The organism is Microbispora bryophytorum (assembly GCF_043197435.1).
Classification (GTDB): domain Bacteria; phylum Actinomycetota; class Actinomycetes; order Streptosporangiales; family Streptosporangiaceae; genus Microbispora; species Microbispora bryophytorum.
In genome coordinates this window covers 286,656-302,523 of the sequence record NZ_JBICTF010000005.1, presented here as the reverse complement: position 1 = coordinate 302,523, position 15,868 = coordinate 286,656, and the positions used below count along the sequence as shown (strand labels likewise).

At 71.1% G+C, this 15,868-nt stretch carries 11 protein-coding genes and 1 pseudogene; 8 read left to right on the top strand and 4 right to left on the bottom strand.

Annotated elements, in window-relative coordinates; genetic code table 11:
- The first annotated feature begins 49 nt into the window (after window positions 1-49).
- The 4 genes from ACGFIB_RS18810 to ACGFIB_RS18795 all read left to right on the top strand — a co-directional run bounded on the left by ACGFIB_RS18810 (window position 50) and on the right by ACGFIB_RS18795 (window position 5,183).
- A complete protein-coding gene (locus ACGFIB_RS18810; protein ID WP_142571078.1) occupies window positions 50-229 on the top strand; it encodes a hypothetical protein in 180 nt (59 codons plus the stop codon).
- 147 nt (window positions 230-376) lie between these two features.
- On the top strand, window positions 377-3,001 hold the full coding sequence (locus ACGFIB_RS18805) for a lantibiotic dehydratase (RefSeq protein WP_393373387.1): 2,625 nt from the start codon (window positions 377-379) through the stop codon (window positions 2,999-3,001).
- Window positions 2,998-4,032: a lantibiotic dehydratase C-terminal domain-containing protein gene (locus ACGFIB_RS18800; protein ID WP_393373384.1), complete on the top strand. Its 1,035-nt coding sequence runs from the start codon at window positions 2,998-3,000 to the stop codon at window positions 4,030-4,032. The genes ACGFIB_RS18805 and ACGFIB_RS18800 overlap by 4 nt, the downstream gene beginning before the upstream one ends.
- Window positions 4,020-5,183, top strand: coding sequence for a thiopeptide maturation pyridine synthase (locus ACGFIB_RS18795; protein WP_393373381.1), 1,164 nt, complete (start codon window positions 4,020-4,022; stop codon window positions 5,181-5,183). Before ACGFIB_RS18800 ends, ACGFIB_RS18795 begins: the two co-directional genes overlap by 13 nt.
- Window positions 5,184-5,400: 217 nt before the next feature.
- Here the strand turns inward: ACGFIB_RS18795 and ACGFIB_RS18790 are convergent.
- A pseudogene (locus tag ACGFIB_RS18790) lies at window positions 5,401-5,529 on the bottom strand (FAD-binding protein); the annotation flags it as partial.
- 245 nt (window positions 5,530-5,774) lie between these two features.
- Here ACGFIB_RS18790 and ACGFIB_RS18785 point away from each other — a divergent pair.
- The 3 genes from ACGFIB_RS18785 to ACGFIB_RS18775 all read left to right on the top strand — a co-directional run bounded on the left by ACGFIB_RS18785 (window position 5,775) and on the right by ACGFIB_RS18775 (window position 11,424).
- The gene (locus tag ACGFIB_RS18785) at window positions 5,775-6,173 is read left to right on the top strand and encodes a hypothetical protein (protein ID WP_142571082.1); all 399 of its coding nucleotides are present in this window, start codon (window positions 5,775-5,777) and stop codon (window positions 6,171-6,173) included.
- 849 nt (window positions 6,174-7,022) lie between these two features.
- Window positions 7,023-8,336, top strand: a complete 1,314-nt coding sequence (locus ACGFIB_RS18780) for a poly(ethylene terephthalate) hydrolase family protein (RefSeq protein WP_393373378.1) — start codon at window positions 7,023-7,025, stop codon at window positions 8,334-8,336.
- Between the two features lie 259 nt (window positions 8,337-8,595).
- Window positions 8,596-11,424: a glycosyl hydrolase family 95 catalytic domain-containing protein gene (locus ACGFIB_RS18775; protein WP_393373375.1), complete on the top strand. Its 2,829-nt coding sequence runs from the start codon at window positions 8,596-8,598 to the stop codon at window positions 11,422-11,424.
- A gap of 345 nt (window positions 11,425-11,769) precedes the next feature.
- On the opposite strand, the gene ACGFIB_RS18770 is transcribed toward ACGFIB_RS18775, so the two are convergent.
- The 3 genes from ACGFIB_RS18770 to ACGFIB_RS18760 all read right to left on the bottom strand — a co-directional run bounded on the left by ACGFIB_RS18770 (window position 11,770) and on the right by ACGFIB_RS18760 (window position 13,995).
- Entirely contained in the window at window positions 11,770-12,591 is an 822-nt protein-coding gene (locus ACGFIB_RS18770) for an alpha/beta fold hydrolase (RefSeq protein ID WP_357252316.1), read from the bottom strand.
- A 19-nt stretch (window positions 12,592-12,610) separates the two neighbouring features.
- On the bottom strand, window positions 12,611-13,180 hold the full coding sequence (locus ACGFIB_RS18765; protein ID WP_142571086.1) for a DJ-1/PfpI family protein: 570 nt from the start codon (window positions 13,178-13,180) through the stop codon (window positions 12,611-12,613).
- A gap of 95 nt (window positions 13,181-13,275) precedes the next feature.
- A complete protein-coding gene (locus tag ACGFIB_RS18760) occupies window positions 13,276-13,995 on the bottom strand; it encodes a GntR family transcriptional regulator (RefSeq protein WP_393373371.1) in 720 nt (239 codons plus the stop codon).
- A gap of 479 nt (window positions 13,996-14,474) precedes the next feature.
- On the opposite strand from ACGFIB_RS18760, the gene ACGFIB_RS18755 reads away from it, so the two are divergent.
- The gene (locus ACGFIB_RS18755) at window positions 14,475-15,833 is read left to right on the top strand and encodes an extracellular solute-binding protein (RefSeq protein ID WP_393373368.1); all 1,359 of its coding nucleotides are present in this window, start codon (window positions 14,475-14,477) and stop codon (window positions 15,831-15,833) included.
- Window positions 15,834-15,868 lie beyond the last annotated feature (35 nt).

Sequence of the window (15,868 nt, the reverse complement as noted above, 5' to 3'; positions counted from 1 at the left end):
GGCAAGCGGAAAACAGTACGGCAAGCAGTGACCTAAAAAGGAGACGCACATGTCCAACGAGAGCCTGAAGCTCGACCTGCGTGGCCTCGACGTCGATTCCATCGACGTGCTGTCCGCCGACTCCATCGTGGCGGAGGGCCACGGCGCGGTCGAGACGGGCGCCTCCTCCGCCGCCGGCTACTGCTCCTCCTACCTGTCGGCCACCAGCTGCTGGGCTCCCGAGGCGTAAGCCCCGCGGCGCCCGGGCCGCGAGCCCCGGGCGGCGATCAGGACCGGTGACCCCGCGGGGCCGCCGGTGAGACGAGCAGCAGGGCCGAGGGCGCCCACGGCACGGGCGCCCTCGGCCCCCGGCGACCCACACGAGGAGCGCGTTCCTTTGACGCATTCAGCGCATGCCGCCCCCGTCACCGAGGGCGGCGGTCCCGCACGGCTCGCCGGTCGAGATTATGCCGTGTCGCCGATCTTCGCGGTACGCGTCGCGGGCCTGCCCCTGGCAGGGCTCGACCGGCTGCGCTGCACCCGCACCTGGGCGGTCGTGGATGAGCTCGCGGACGTCTCGGCGTGGCTGCGGCGGGAGGGCGCCGACCTGTCCGGCCCGCTGCACGACGTGATCGGCGAAACAGGGGCGGGCTCTCGCAGGGCGGGGCTGGTCGCCCTGCGGCGCGCGGTGTTCACCGGGCGCCGGCCGTCCGGCCGAGCCGTCTCCGCCGAGGTGATGGCCGCTCTCCCCCAGGACCTGGCCGAGCGGATCAGGCAGTGGACCGTACGCAGGGACCACGCCGACACGCTGCGGGCCGCACTACCCGCCCTGCTGGCGGAGGAGACTCGGGAGAAGACGGCCCTGCTGCGCGAGGCGGTGGCGGGCCCCGCCTTCCGGCGCGGACTCGCTCTGGGCAGCCCCGTGCTGGCCGCCCGCCTCGAGGCGTGGCTCGCGGGTCCGGCGGACCGCCCGCCGGGCCGGCAGGAGCTGCTGCGGCTGGCCAGGTACGTCGCCAGGGCGACGGTCAAGACCAGCCCGTACGCCACGTTCACCTTCAGCGGCCTCGGCCGGTGGACGGCGGTCGGGCCCGCGGTGCGAAGCGGCGGCGAGCCGTCCTGGCAGGTCGTCGCGGAGCTCGACCGGGCGGTTCTGCGCCCGCTGTGGTCGGCGTTCACGCGGCACCGGGCCGTGCGCGAGCGGGCGCGGCTGCGGGTCAACCCGTCGGCGGCCGACGACGGGAGCCGGATCTGGTTCCTCGGTCCCGGCGCCGACGAGTCATTGACGAGCGTGGCCGCCGGCCCCGCTGTGCGCCGGGCCCTCGACTGGGTCCGAGCGCATCCCTTCCCCACCCTCACCGAGGCGCCAGGGATCGAGCCGCTGGTCGACGCGGGGCTGCTGGAGCTGGTCCCGCCGTACGACGAGCAGGCGGCCGATCCGGTGGGCCGGCTGGCGTCCTGGCTCGCTGAGGGCCCGGCGGCGGCGCCGCGCGCGGCGGCGGTCGTCCGGATCGCCGAAGCGCTGCGGGAGGCCGCCGGTCACTCCTCGCCCCGCATGCCGCACGAGGAGACCGCAGACCCCGCCGCCGTAGCGCGCGAGGCGCTGGAGGAGGTGCTGCCGGCCGGGCCGTCGCTGCCCGACAAGAACCTGCTCTGGCACAGCGCCGTCATCCCCGGCGTCGCGGGACGGCTGAACGCGACGGCGTGGCGGCACGTGTTCGACGACCTCGACGCCGTACGCCGCCTGCTGGGCCTGTTCGACCCCGACCTGCCCGTCAAGATCGCGGCCACCGCCTTCTTCCTCGACCTGCACGGCCCCGGAGCCCGGATCTCCGCCCTGGACCTCTACCGCCAGATTCACTCCGGAGCCCCGGGGGCGGGCGGCGCGCTGCTGCGCGGAATGCTGCGCAACCCTGTCGCGGCCCCCCGCGCGGTGCCCGGGGAGGAGCCCCCGCTGGGCCTGCGCGAGCTGTCCGAGCTGCGGCGGGGGTTCTGGGAGCTGATGGGGGCAGGACCCTCGGCGCGGGAGGCGACGGTCCAGGCCGCCGCTGCCCGCCTGGTCGATCTGGCCGCCTCCTGGCCGCGCTTCGTCCAGCCGCCCGGGTCAATCTGCTGTTACCTGCAGGCCGTACCCGACGGGCCGGACGGGGTGCGCGCCGTCGTCAACTCGGTCTCCGCCGGGTACGGCCGGGGGCTGTCGCGGCTGCACCGGCTGGTCGCGCTGGCCGGAGGGGAGGTCCCGCCCGCCGAGGAGCTGCGGGCCGACCAGGGTGACGTGCTGGTGGCGGAGTGCCGGGGACTCGTGGGCGGCGGGCTCAACGTGCGCCCCGCGACGGCCGACCTCGCCCTCGACTACCCCTTCGCGCCGGGGGACGCCGACCTGCCGCCCCTCGCGCCCGCGCACCTCGCGGTCGGTTACGACGCCGGGCGCGACCGGCTGGCGCTGCTCGACCGACAGGGCCGCACCGTCCGGCCGGTCCATCTGGGGATGACCGCCCAGCACTGGCTGCCGCCGTGGCTGCAGTTCCTCGTACGGGCCTTCGGCGAGCCGTCCACGGCCATGGTGCCGGGCTGGGTCTTCCGCACCCGCGGCGACGTGCCGGCGGAGGGCGAAGTGGAGCGGTGGCCGCGGATGGACGTCGGACGGGTGACGCTCGCCCGTGCGGCCTGGCGGCTGCGGGCAGGCGACTTTCCCGTGCCCGACAAGGGCGAAAGCGAGGCCGCCTACCTGCCGCGGCTCGCCGGGTGGCTGGCGATGCACGGCGTTCCCCGCCGCTTCTTCGCCCGGGTGGTCGGCCTCGGGGACGGCCTCCTGGTCGGGCTGCTGAGCAAGGACCGCAAGCCGATGTACGTCGATGTCGCCGACATGCTGCTGCTGGCCGGGTTCGTGCGCTCGCTCCGCGATCCCGGATCACTCGTGGTGCTGGAGGAGGCCCTGCCCGACCCGGCCGACGCCCCCCTGTACGGCACCGGGAGACGGGTCACCGAGTACGTCGTCCAGCTGTCGGCGAGGCCGGTCGGATGACGGCGACACCGACGGATGCCGCCGAGCAGGCCGGAGGCCGCTGGGTCAGCGCCCACCTGTTCCACTTCGGCGACCTCGACGCCCTGGTCACCGGTGTCGTGGACCCGGCCGTCCGGGAGCTGACTTCGAACGGGACGGCGCGTGGCCACTTCTTCCTCCGCTACTGGGAGGGCGGCCAGCATGTGCGGCTGCGGCTCGAGGTTCCCGACCCCTCGCGGGTCTCACGCGTTCACCGCCTCGTGCGCGAGCGGGCAGCGGCCCACTTCGCCACGCACCCCTCTCCCCCGGTCAACCTGGAGGCGTACCGCGCGTTCGCGGCGGCCGTCGCCCGGGGCGAGCGGCGCGAGCGGTACGACGACCGGCTACGCCCCGCCGACTCGGTGGAGTTCGTCGCCTACCGGCCCGAGCACACGGCCTACGGTGACGCGGCCTGCGTCGAGGCCGCCGAGCGGCACTTCACGGTGTCGAGCACGCTCGCGCTCGACGTGCTGAGAGCGGGAGCGCCGATGGAGCAGCGCGCCGCCATCGGGCTCGCCGCGCTCACCATCGTGCTGGCGGCCTGCGAGCCCGACCTGCTCACCGCCGCGCGCGCGTTCGCGGAGACCATCGGGGAGGCGGACAAGCGGCCCGAGATCCCCGGCGGGGAGGACGACTGGCTGCGCCGCGCCGACGCCGTGCTCGCCCAGACCCGCGCGCTGTGGGATCTGCCGAACCGCGCTGATCCGCATGACTCCGACGGCGGCCTGCTCGGCATGTGGGCGTCGTCGGTGCGCGCCCTGCGCGACGACCTCGACGCGCTGCACGCCGCGGGCAGGTGCGGGCCGTCCGACCCGGGCTCGCCGCACGCCTTCCTCGCGACCGCCGTGCCGCCCGAGCGCCGCACGGTGCCGCTGATCCTGCTGCGATGCGCCCATCTGTTCCACAACCGGCTGGGGCTGCGCGCGGGAACCGAGCATCACGTGTCCTTCCTCGTCGCCCGCGCCCTCACCGACCTCGCCGGCCTGGCCGGCTCCCGGAGGTGGTCCCCCTGACTGGCTCGCCCACGCAGGACGCCCCGATCTGGCACTGCGTCCACGTCTATTACCACGCCCCCGACAAGGACGGGCTGCTGCTCGACGCCGTACGTCCCCTGTTGGAAGGACTGCGCGGCCAGGTGGAGGCGGCGTACGTGCTGCGGCACTGGCGGCAGGGCCCCCACGTGCGGATCAACGTCAAGGCGACGTCCCGGCTGTGGGAGGAGGTCGTGCGCCCGCGCGTCGACCAGGTCGTCGGGGGTTACCTGCACGAGCATCCCTCCACGACCGTGCTCGACCCGGACGAGAGTCTGACGCGGCACCGCCTGCTCGCCGTGCGCGAGCAGGAGCACGGGCCGCTCACCCCGTGGCCGCCCGACAACTCCATCCGGGACGCGCCATACGACTCCCGGCGGCACGTCCTCGGCAGCGACGAGGCGGTCGACCTGCTCACCTCGTTCTACGCCGACAGCACGCCGCTGCTGTTCGCCATGCTCGACCATGTGCGCGGGGGCGATGACAGCAAACTGGGCCTGGCGATGAGCCTCATGCTGACCGTCGCGCACACCTCGCACCCCATCACCCGCAGCTACCTGTCCTACCGGATGCACGCGGAGGGGTTCATCACCTGGGCGGCCGACCCCGAGGCCACCCGGGCCGCCTTCGAGCGCGACTTCCGTGAGCGGCGCGAGGCGCTGACGTCGCGAGTGCGGGACGTGGTCGCCGCGCTCGACGACCCGTCCGCCCCGTCCGCCCCGTCCGCGCCGTTCGCGCGGGAGTGGGCGGCGCTATTGGAGCGGTACCGCGGCCGGGCGGGCGCCCTGATCGACGACGGCCGGCTGGTCCAGCCGACGACCAGGCCGGGCGAGGCGTTCGAGGCCAGGCTCGGCGACCTGCCGGTGCCTCGGCGCGAGCCGAACGAGCTCCAGCGCCTGATCTTCGACAGCCCGGCCTACCACGAGGCGGTCTTCGCCGACCCCGGCTTTCTGCGCTACCGGGTGCTGCTCAACTACACCTACCTGCACCTCACCCGGATGGGCCTGACCCCGCTCGACAGATTCCGGATGTGCCATCTGCTGGCCGACGCCGTCGAGGACGTCTATGGCCTGTCGGCCCTCGACGCGCTCCGGCGGTTCGCCGCCGCGCAGGAGACTCGTCCCGGAGGCTGACAACGAAGAAGTTGCAACTCCATACGCAGTCGAGCGCTTCAGGGCTCTGCCGGCTCCACAGCGCCCGCGCCAGCGAGATGCCCGGCCGGGCGCTCCCCGCGGGGGGCGGCGGCGGTGTGACCAGCGCGGCCCGGGCCAGCGCGACGGTCGCGATGGCGACCGCCACGCCATACACGAAGAACGGCAACCGGGGAGAGACACCGAGCAGTCCCCCGCCCAGCGCGTCCGCGAGCCGCTCGACCAGGGCGAACTGATCGGCTCCGCCTAGACCGCGACCGCCGGACACGACGATGTCGGCCTCGGTGAGCTGCTGCCGGCCGGTGCTCTCCCCCGCCGTACGCGACACGACCCGGGTGCGGCGGTCCGCCTCCCCCGGCACGAGCGGGCCGGGATGACCGACGGCGTCAGGGGGGCCTCGCAAGGCACGACGGCGTTGGCCTTGACCGCGATGACCGGCACCCCGCGGGCCACCCTGGAAGTGACGGTGTAGCCCGCCGCGAAGGCCCACTGGGTGAGGCGGGCGACCGGTTCGCCCCGTCGTCCGTGGAAATCCTGATGATCGGGCATTCGGCCGCGTGCCACGATGCCCGGATGAGCATGGAGAAGATCGAGGCCAACGTGGCGTTCGCGATGGAGAGGCTCGGCCCGCTCAGCGACGTGCCCTTCGGCCTGAACGAGGAGTCCGTCGCCTGGGTCGAGGGCTTCATCGACCGCCAGCGCGAGCGTCCCGGGTTCGACCCCGACAACGTGGAGGGCCTGACCGGCGTGCTGGGCTCGTTCCTGGGCGCCTGCCTGATCGCGGCGGCCGGCGGCGCCTGGCACTACAGCGACGAGAACGGCTGGGGCGTGCGTTTCCCGAACGGCTGCCTGGCCTACCCTTTCGCGAAGGTGCGCAAGCAGTTTCGCAACGGTACGGAGGGCGGCGACTCGATCTCCAGCTTCTACCGGATCGCGATCGACGTGGTCGCCGGGGGCAAACTGGGGGGCTGAAGGCGCTCACGCCTGTCCGCGAGCCCGCCTGTGACCACCTCAACCGGATGCGCGCCGCCTTCAGGGCAGGCGGGTTCGCCCGTCGCCGACGAGCCGACCGTCCGCGAGTCCGAGCGGCTCGTCGCCGCCGCCTGCGCACGGACGGGTGCGGCTTCGGCCGTGACCGCGAGCGGGTGCCTCTTGACCCCTGCTCGGATGGTTGGCAGCCGTGCACCTCGGATGATTGTTAGCGTTAACAATCTGAAGTCGCCATCGTCCTCCTCCACTTCGACAGATCGACCGGTGGTGGTGGAGCGGAGCAAAGCCGAGAAGAGGGCACGGTGTCAAGTGGCGCGGTGCCTCCGGACGCGAACGCGGGAGGGTGCGGAGGCACCCCAACTGCCGCATCAGGGAACTGTCCGGCTTCGCCGGCGGCGGCGACCGGGTGAAACGTTCATCCGATGACTGCGCCACCGGAGCGCGCACCGGCCACGGCGGTTCCGGGATCACGAGGTGATTTACACGGCTCCGCCTTTCGCGGCGCCCCCCTGCTCTTGACACATTTCGGCGAGGTTTCCACACTGAGCCCCGAGACGGTCTCCCGCTGTCCGGTGGTGGTGCGCGGGGCGGAGGCCCGCCGTTCGCGACGCCCTCGTGGTGTGCGCTCCCTTGTACGGGAGCACGGCGTCCATCGCTTGATGCCGCGCGTTTCCCCCTTTTTCTGGTCGCAGTCATGGAGGCTCAGGCATGAGCGCACCCGCCGTTCCGCCGCCGGAGACCCGGTGGCCCCCCGCGGACCCGTCCGCGTCCGGCCCCGGATCGCGGAGCCGGTCGCTCCGGCGTGCGATGGGCCGGGCGATTGGCCGGACAATGGGCCGGACGGTTGGCCGGACGATGGCGGCGGCGGTGGCCGTCCTCGGGCTGTTCTCGGCGGCCATCGTGACGCGGCCGGCCTCGGCTGCGGACAACCCCTTCCAGCGCGGGCCGAACCCGACCGTGGCGAGCGTCGCGGCCACCAGGGGGACCTTCGCGACCGCCCAGACCAGCGTGCCGGCCGGCAACGGCTTCGGCGGCGGAGTCGTCTACTACCCGACCGACACCAGCCAGGGGACGTTCGGCGGGGTCGCGATCGTGCCGGGCTACTCCGCCCTGTTCGCCGACGAAGAGGCCTGGATGGGCCCCTGGCTCGCCTCGTTCGGCTTCGTCGTGATCGGCATCGAGACCAACAGCCGCACCGACAGCGCGGACGCCCGTGGGACCGAGCTGCTCGCCGCGCTGGACTACCTCACCCAGCGCAGTCCGGTGCGCGACCGGGTCGACCCGAACCGGTTGTCGGTCGTCGGCCACTCGGCGGGCGGCGCGGGAGTCCTCAGCGCGCTGCTCCGGCGGCCCTCCCTCAAGGCCGGGGTCGGGCTCGCGCCCGGCTCCCCCGTGGGCAACTACGACCTGTACAGCGACCGGGTGCCGACGATGTTCATCTCCGGGCAGCGGGACACGACGGTCACGCAGTCGTATCTCAACGGGCTGTACAGCACGTTGCCTGCCACGACGCCGAGCGCGTGGGTGGAGATCACCGGGGTGGACCACCTGTTCGCGACGCGGGCCAACACGACCGAGATGCGGGTGCTGATCCCCTGGCTGAAGATCTGGGTGGACAACGACACCCGGTACACCCAGTTCCTGTGCCCGCTGGCGGACTCCACCGGCATCTCGATGTACCGCGACAAATGCCCGTACGTGCCGCCGGGCGGATCGTCGCCGTCGCCGAGCGCCTCCCCCTCGTCCAGCCCGTCGCGCTCGCCCTCTCCCTCTCCCTCGCCCTCGCCCTCGCCGTCCCCATCTCCGTCCCCGTCGCCGTCGCCGTCCGCCAGTCCGTCGCTCCCGCCGCCGGGCGCCTGCGTGGCCGAGTACCGCACGATGAACTCGTGGCCCGGCGGCTACCAGGCGTTGGTCACGGTCACGGCGGGCGGCACGGCGGTCAACGGCTGGACCGTCAGGTGGACGCTCGGCGGCGGCCAGACGATCAGCCAGCTGTGGAACGGCACGCTGAGCACGAGCGGTTCCGCGGTGACGGTGAAGAACGCCTCCTACAACGGCTCGATCCCGGCGTCCGGCTCGGCCACCTTCGGGTTCCTCGCCACCGGTACGCCGTCGACCCCCTCGCTCACCTGCACCAGCCCGTAACCGATCCCGGCACGTTGTGCCGATCGATGTCCCAATGACTCCGGGCAGGGCCTCTCATGGCGGTGGGAGACCCTGCCGGAGAACACCCGTCCTCACCGCCACCTCGCTCAGGACCCTGCTCAGGGCCTTCGGGTCGCAGGTCATCCCCCTGGCACCCGCTGCGTCTCGCCGGAGCGGAGCTCCCGGCCGAAACGATTCTGAGTGTCCGTACCCCCCATGGACTTGGAGAACTGAATTGTCTGATTTCACCCGACGGCAAGTGCTGCGATTCGGCGCGGCCGGAGCCGGAGCCGCGCTGGCGCCGTTCCAGTGGACGGCGGTCGCCCGGGCCGCGGCGGCGACCCCTTCCGAGGTGAGCGCCGCGAACGACCTGGCCCTCTGGTACGACGAGAGCGCCGGCACCGACTGGCTGCGCGCGCTGCCGATCGGCAACGGCCGGCTGGGCGCGATGGTGTTCGGCAACGTCGACACCGAGCGGCTGCAGCTCAACGAGGACACCGTCTGGGCCGGTGGCCCGTACGACCAGAGCAACACGAGGGGCGCGGGAGCTCTCGGCCAGATCCGGCAGCTGGTCTTCCAGAACCAGTGGAGCCAGGCCCAGAGCCTCATCGACCAGAACATGCTGGGCAACCCCTCGGCCCAGCTGGCGTACCAGACCGTCGGCAACCTGCGGCTCACCTTCGGCAGCAGCAGCGGAGTCTCGGAGTACAGCCGTGTCCTGGACCTGACCACGGCCACCACGACCACGTCGTACCTGCAGAACGGCGTGCGGTACAAGCGTGAGGTGCTCGCGAGCGCGCCGGATCAGGTGATCGCCATCCGCCTCACCGCCGACAGGGGCGGCTCGATCACGTTCTCCGCGACGTTCGACAGCCCACAGCGGACCACGCGCTCCAGCCCGGACGGCACGACGGTGGCGCTCGACGGCGTCTCCGGCGACCAGCGGGGCCTGTCCGGCAAGGTGAAGTTCCTGGCGCTGGCCAAGGCCGTCGCCGACGGCGGCAGCGTCAGCAGCTCCGGCGGCACCCTGCAGGTGCGGAACGCCAACAGCGTGACCGTGCTGATCTCCATCGGCTCCAGCTACGTGAACTACAAGGACACCAGCGGTGACTACCAGGGCATCGCGCGGGGGTACCTCAACGCCGCCAACGGCAGGACCTACGACGACCTGCGCTCCAGGCACGTCGCCGACTACCAGCGGCTGTTCGGGCGCACCACGCTCGACCTCGGCCGCACCTCGGCGGCCGACCAGCCGACCGACGTGCGGATCGCGCAGCACGCGAACACCAACGACCCGCAGTTCTCGGTGCTGCTGTTCCAGTTCGGCCGCTACCTGCTGATCTCCTCCTCGCGGCCGGGGAGCCAGCCGGCCAACCTCCAGGGCATCTGGAACGACTCCCTCAGCCCGTCATGGGATTCCAAGTACACCCTTAACGCGAACCTCCCGATGAACTACTGGCCGGCCGACACGACGAACCTGTCGGAGTGCTACGAGCCGGTGTTCCGGATGATCAACGACCTCACGGTCACCGGCGCCCGAACCGCCCGGGTGCAGTACAACGCCGGCGGCTGGGTCACCCACCACAACACCGACGCGTGGCGGGGCAGCTCGGTCGTCGACGGCGCGCTCTGGGGCATGTGGCAGACCGGCGGCGCCTGGCTGTCCACCATGATCTGGGACCACTACCTGTTCACCGGCGACGTCGAGTTCCTCCGGCAGAACTACCCGGCGATGAAGGGCGCGGCGCAGTTCTTCCTGGAGACCCTCGTGCAGGAGCCGAGCCTGGGCTACCTGGTCACGAACCCGTCGAACTCCCCCGAGCTTCCCCACCACTCGGGTGTCAGCGTGTGCGCCGGCCCCACGATGGACAACCAGATCCTGCGCGACCTGTTCAACGGCTGCGCCAAGGCCAGCGAGGTCCTCGGCACCGACGCGAGCTTCCGGAGCCAGGTCCTGGCCGCCCGGGACCGGCTCCCTCCGATGAAGGTCGGCTCGCGCGGCAACATCCAGGAGTGGCTGTCCGACTGGGTGGAGACCGAGCAGAACCACCGCCACATCTCCCACCTGTACGGCCTGCACCCCAGCAACCAGATCACCAAGCGGGGCACCCCCACCCTCTACAACGCCGCGCGGCGGACCCTCGAACTACGCGGCGACGACGGCACCGGCTGGTCCCTCGCCTGGAAGATCAACTACTGGGCGCGGATGGAGGAGGGCAACAAGGCGCGCAGCCTCATCGGCCTGCTGGTGAGGACCGACCGGCTCGCGCCGAACATGTTCGACCTGCACCCGCCGTTCCAGATCGACGGCAACTTCGGCGCGACGTCCGGCATCGCCGAGATGCTGCTGCAGAGCCACAACGGCGAGCTGCACGTGCTGCCCGCGCTGCCGTCGGCCTGGCCGAGCGGGAAGGTGCAGGGCCTGCGAGGGCGCGGCGGCTACACCGTGGGCGCGACGTGGAGCTCCGGCGGGAACACCGAGATCCTCGTCAAGTTCGACCGCACCGGCACGGTCAACGTGCGCAACCGGATCTTCAGCGGCACCTACCAGGTGGTCGACGCCGAGACCGGCGGCGCGGTCACCGTCACCAAACCCGAGGCCGACGTCATCGCGCTGCCCGGCCAGGCCGGCCGCACCTATCGCCTGACCGGGTCCGGCGGCGGCAGCACCCCGACTGGCTACGTGCGGATCGCCAACGCCACCACCGGCCTGGCGCTGGACAGCGGCGGCAACGTGGCGTCGGGGTCGAACCTGAAGCAGTGGAACTGGGACGGCAGCACGAACCTGCAGTGGCAGCTGGTCGACCTGGGCGGCGGCTGGTACCGGATCGTCAACCGCACCAACGGCATGGTCGCCGACAGCTGGGGCAACACCGCCAACGGCGCCAACGCCCGGCAGTCGGCCTGGAACGGCGGCAACAACCAGCAGTGGCGCCTGAACGACCTCGGCAACGGCCGCTACCAGATCGTCAACCGCGGCACCGGCACGTCCCTCGACGGCATGGGCTACACCACCGCCGGCTCCGCCGTCGGCATGTGGACACCCAACGGCAACACCAACAACCAGTGGACGATCACCACCGTCTGACCTGGCCGATCCGGGCATGACAGGAGGGTTCCGGGGCCGCGGCGTCCGCCGTGGGCACACGGCGGGTGCGCGGCTCGCGGAGCCGGAGGACGCGCACGACGCGCCGGGCGGAGGGAGCACCCGCCCGGCGCGGCCGGACGTGGTGCGAGCCGATCAGCCTCGGTGCCGTCACCGAGGCTGATCGGGCGGATGCCAGGCAGATGCCGGGCAGATGAAGGTGTCGGCGCGATCGGCCGAATCACCTCACACCGATACGCTCGCGCCTTCCGGCACGCGCGTGGGGGGGGGATCACGCCTGCTTCATGCCGATCTGCTTGAGCACAGGCTGCGGACCTGTCGCAGCGATCAGTGCCCTCCTTCCCGGCCGAGGAAGCACGACAGGAGTCGCCTGAATTCGTGCGGGTGCTCAAGCGGCGGCACGTGCCCGCATCGGCCGAAGACGTGCAGACGGACATCGGCCAGGTGTTCGAGCAGGGGCAGGGCCGACGTCCCGAGCGGGGTGACTCGGTCCTCGGCGCCGTGGACGAGCAGCACGGGCGCGCGGACCCCTGCCAGCGTCTGCGCCGAGAGGGTGAGGTCCTCGGCCCAACGTGCCCTGGGCGGAGGGAACAACGTCGCGTATGCGTCCGCCCCCGCTCGCATCGCGGCCGCACGGGCGGCGACGGCCGACTCGGTCACGAGCGCTTGGTCGAGGACGAGGCGACTCAACATGTCTCGTGCCCCGAGCGGGCCGGCGGGGGCGGCCCAGACCGCGTCGAGATCAGCGGACAGGGGCGCCCCAGGGGCGCCCATCGTCGAGACCGCCACGACACGGGTGACCTGCTGGGGACGCGCGGCCGCCAGCGCCAGCGCCACGGCGCCGCCCATGGAGTGGCCCACCACGGCGTAGTGCTCGAAACCGAGAGCGTCCATCAGGCCCGCGGCCTGCTCCGTCCACAGCCGGAGCCCACCCCTGGAGCCCGACGGGATCGGTGTACTGCCGAACCCCGCCTGGTCAGGAGCCACCAGGTGCCAGGACGTGCCCAGCGCCTGTGCCGTCGTCGCCCAGGCTCCGGATCCGGTCGTACCGGGTCCGGAGCCGTGCAGCATCAGCACTGCGGGCCCGGTGCCGCTCTCCAGGACGTGGACGGGAGAGCCGTCGACTGTGACGGTCCGAAGTGCCGTCACCGGGACAGGTCAGGTGTGCTCATGCCGATGCGGAGCCGATGGACTTCGAGAAGACCTCCATCATCGCCCTGCCGAACTGCGGCATGTCGGGCCAGCCCCGGCAGGAGACGAGGTTGCCGTCCACCACGTCGGGAGCGTCGATGACCGTCGCGCCCGCGTTCTCCATGTCACCGGTGATGGGGGGGAAGCACGCCGTCTTTCGACCCTTCAGCAGCCCGTACACAGCCGGCACCTGCGCGCCGTGGCACACCAGCGCGATCGGGAGGTTGCGCGCGAAGAAGTGCTCGGTGATGCGCCTGACGTCGGCGTTGACCCGGATCCACTCGGGGGCACGGCCCCCGGGGATGATGAGGGCGTCATAGCGCTCGACGTCGACCTCGGCCCAGGGCACGTCGACCGGCAGCTTTCGACCGTTCTTCTCGACGTAGGCGTCGGAGTTGGGGTCGAACTCGTGGATGACCAGCTGAACGTCACGCATCGTCAGTGACGAGACGTCAACGTCCCAGCCGCCCTCCTGCACGCGATAGTACGGATACATGGTGTCGAGCTCCTCGGCGGCATCGCCGGTAAGGAGCAGTGCTCTAGGCACCTACTTCTCCTCGCATCTCGGGCGGGTGAGGTGGATCCAATCCGATCCGATCCGATTGCGTTAGCATTCCCTGGCTCGGCCCGCCCGTCAAGCCTTTACGCGATTCCGTCCGCGTCCTTGACTTCGTCGAACAATCGCCGGAACCGCTCGCCGGACAGCAGAATGTGCCGGCGCATGGCGTAGGCGGCGGCGTCGGGGTCACGTGCGGCGACCGCGGCCAGAACCTCTTCGTGCTCGGCCATGGCCAGGTGGGTGACCTGGGTGTCGTGGAGGAGCCGGAACAGGTGCACGTGCGTGTGCAGGCGAGCGAGCGTTTCGCGGATGACCTGGTTCTCCGCGCTCAGGGCGACGAGATCGTGAAAAGCGGCGTCGCGTAGCCCGAAGGCGCCATAGGCCATGAGCCCGTTGCCCCCCTCCAGCTCCGCCATCTCCTCCAGCATCCGTCGCAGACCGGCCACCTGCTTCAACGATGCGCGTTCTGCGGATCTGCGCGCCGCCGCCGGCTCGAGGAGCAGGCGGACCTCAAGCATGTCCTCGAATCGCTGACGGGTGATCTGGGGGGGAATGCGGTAGCCGGCATGGGGCACCCGCACGACCAGGCCCTCGGCCTCCATGCGGTTCAGAGCGTCTCGGATCGGCGTCTGCGAGACCCCCAGTTCTCGCGCCAGGACGTCGATCGTGACGCGGGAGCCAGGCTCGATCCGTAGCGACATCAGCTGTCCGAGCAGCGTGTCGTACACCTCGTCGGCAAGCCGGCCGCGAGATCTTCGCGGCGGCGTTCCGCCCGTCATGACCCCACGGCGCCGCGCGATCATCGTTTCGTCGTCCATCGTGACGTGAGGTCCTTTCTGGTGTTTTCAGAAACCTGTTGACGTCCGTCGCAACGCTGCGGGATGTTGACGCCCCCACCCGGATCGTATAGGAAAGGTGGCGGATGCCAGCCATCCTGCACCCATCGCGGAACCTTCCGCCATCGCTCCTCTTCGATCAGTTGGAGCTCCTATGAGCACGCTCGACGTCCTACTCGGTTCGCCACCGGGCCGTACAAGGGCCGAAGGACCTCTCGACTGCTTGAAGCGCCATTACGTCGCGGCGTACTCGTGACGCCGGTCTGCGGGTCAGCCCCTGCGACAGCCGGCAACACGCCTGAACACCCCCCCAGCAACTGCTCGGCGAAGCACGCAGCAAGGGTCCAGAGGTCACCACCCAGAAAGCAGGCAAGAAGATGCGGTATTTAAAGCGAAGCGGACGACTGTCCGTTCCCCGTAGAACGGCGCAGCTGGCGACGGCGGCCATGTTGGTGGCCACGACCATGGCGGCCTGCGGCGGCCAGGACGACGGCGCGAGTGCGAGCGCCCCCAAGGCGCCGGCGACCATCCCGGAGCTCACCAAGGACCCGCTGACCCTCAGCTTCATCTGGTTCGACTGGCCCCCCGCCCACGCCCTGGAGACCTTCGCGAACGCGGAGTACACCAAGGAACGGCCGAATGTGACCATCAAGGTCAACACCGTGCCGAACGCGAACTGGCACGACGCGATGTTCACCCAGTTCGCAGCGCACAAGACCGACTTCGACATTCCGGTCCTGGACTCGCAGCACATCGGCGAGGCCGTGACGAACGGCAACATCCTCGACATCACCGACTTCGTCAAGAAGAACATCGACGTCAACGCCTACAACCCGTACCTCCTGGCGGCCTACGGCCAGTTCCCCCAGGCGGAGACCGGGAAGCGCGACGAAAACGCCAGCCTGTACGGACTGCCGCTGCTCGGTGACACCTGGACGATGATCTACCGCAAGGATCTGATCGGCGACAAGCCACCGCAGACCTGGGACGAGATGATCTCAGCCGCCGAGAAGTGCCAGGCCGACAACCCTGGCATCAGCGGGCTGGCCTTCCACCAGGCCAACGGCTCCGACGCCGCGGCCGTGACCTACAACACGGTCAACGGCCTCTACGGCGGCAACCTCTGGGACTCCAAGGCGCGCAAGATCGATGGCGTCATCAACGACGCTGCGGGCCAGGAGGCGATGGACGTCCTGGTCAACAAGATGAAGCCGCTGACCGCCAAGGGCTCCGGCAACTGGTTCATCGACGAGGTGAACGCGGCGGTCGCCCAGGGCAAGGCATGCATCGCGTTCAACTGGATCGCCGCGAGCGGCGGCCTGCTCGACCCGAAGCAGTCGACGCTCGGCTCCACGCGGGAGGAAATCCTCAGCAAGCTGGGATTCGCCACCCTGCCGAGCCAGAAGACGAACCTGGTGCCTCTCGGCGGCATGGGGATGCACGTGTCGGCCTACTCCTCCAAGGAGAAGCAGGCGGAGGCTCTGAACTTCATGAAGTGGTTCGAGCAGGCTGACATCCAGAAGAAGTGGGCCGCGGCCGGCGGCGTGCCGGCGCGTACGGACGCCCTGGAGTCGCCCGAGTTCCTCAACGCCGGACCGTTCAACAAGGTGTACGCCGACTCGGTTCCGCGGATGCGGGACATGTGGAACGTCCCCGAGTACGCGCGCCTCATCGACATTGAGAACACCAACGTCAACGCGGCTCTCAACGGCGCGAAGCAGCCGAAGGACGCGCTCGACGACATCGCCAAGGAGCAGCAGAGCGTGCTCGACTCCAGCGGCCGCAAGGGCGGCGGCGGACTGTGAGTGACCCCGCCCCTCTGACGACCGACCGCCCCGGG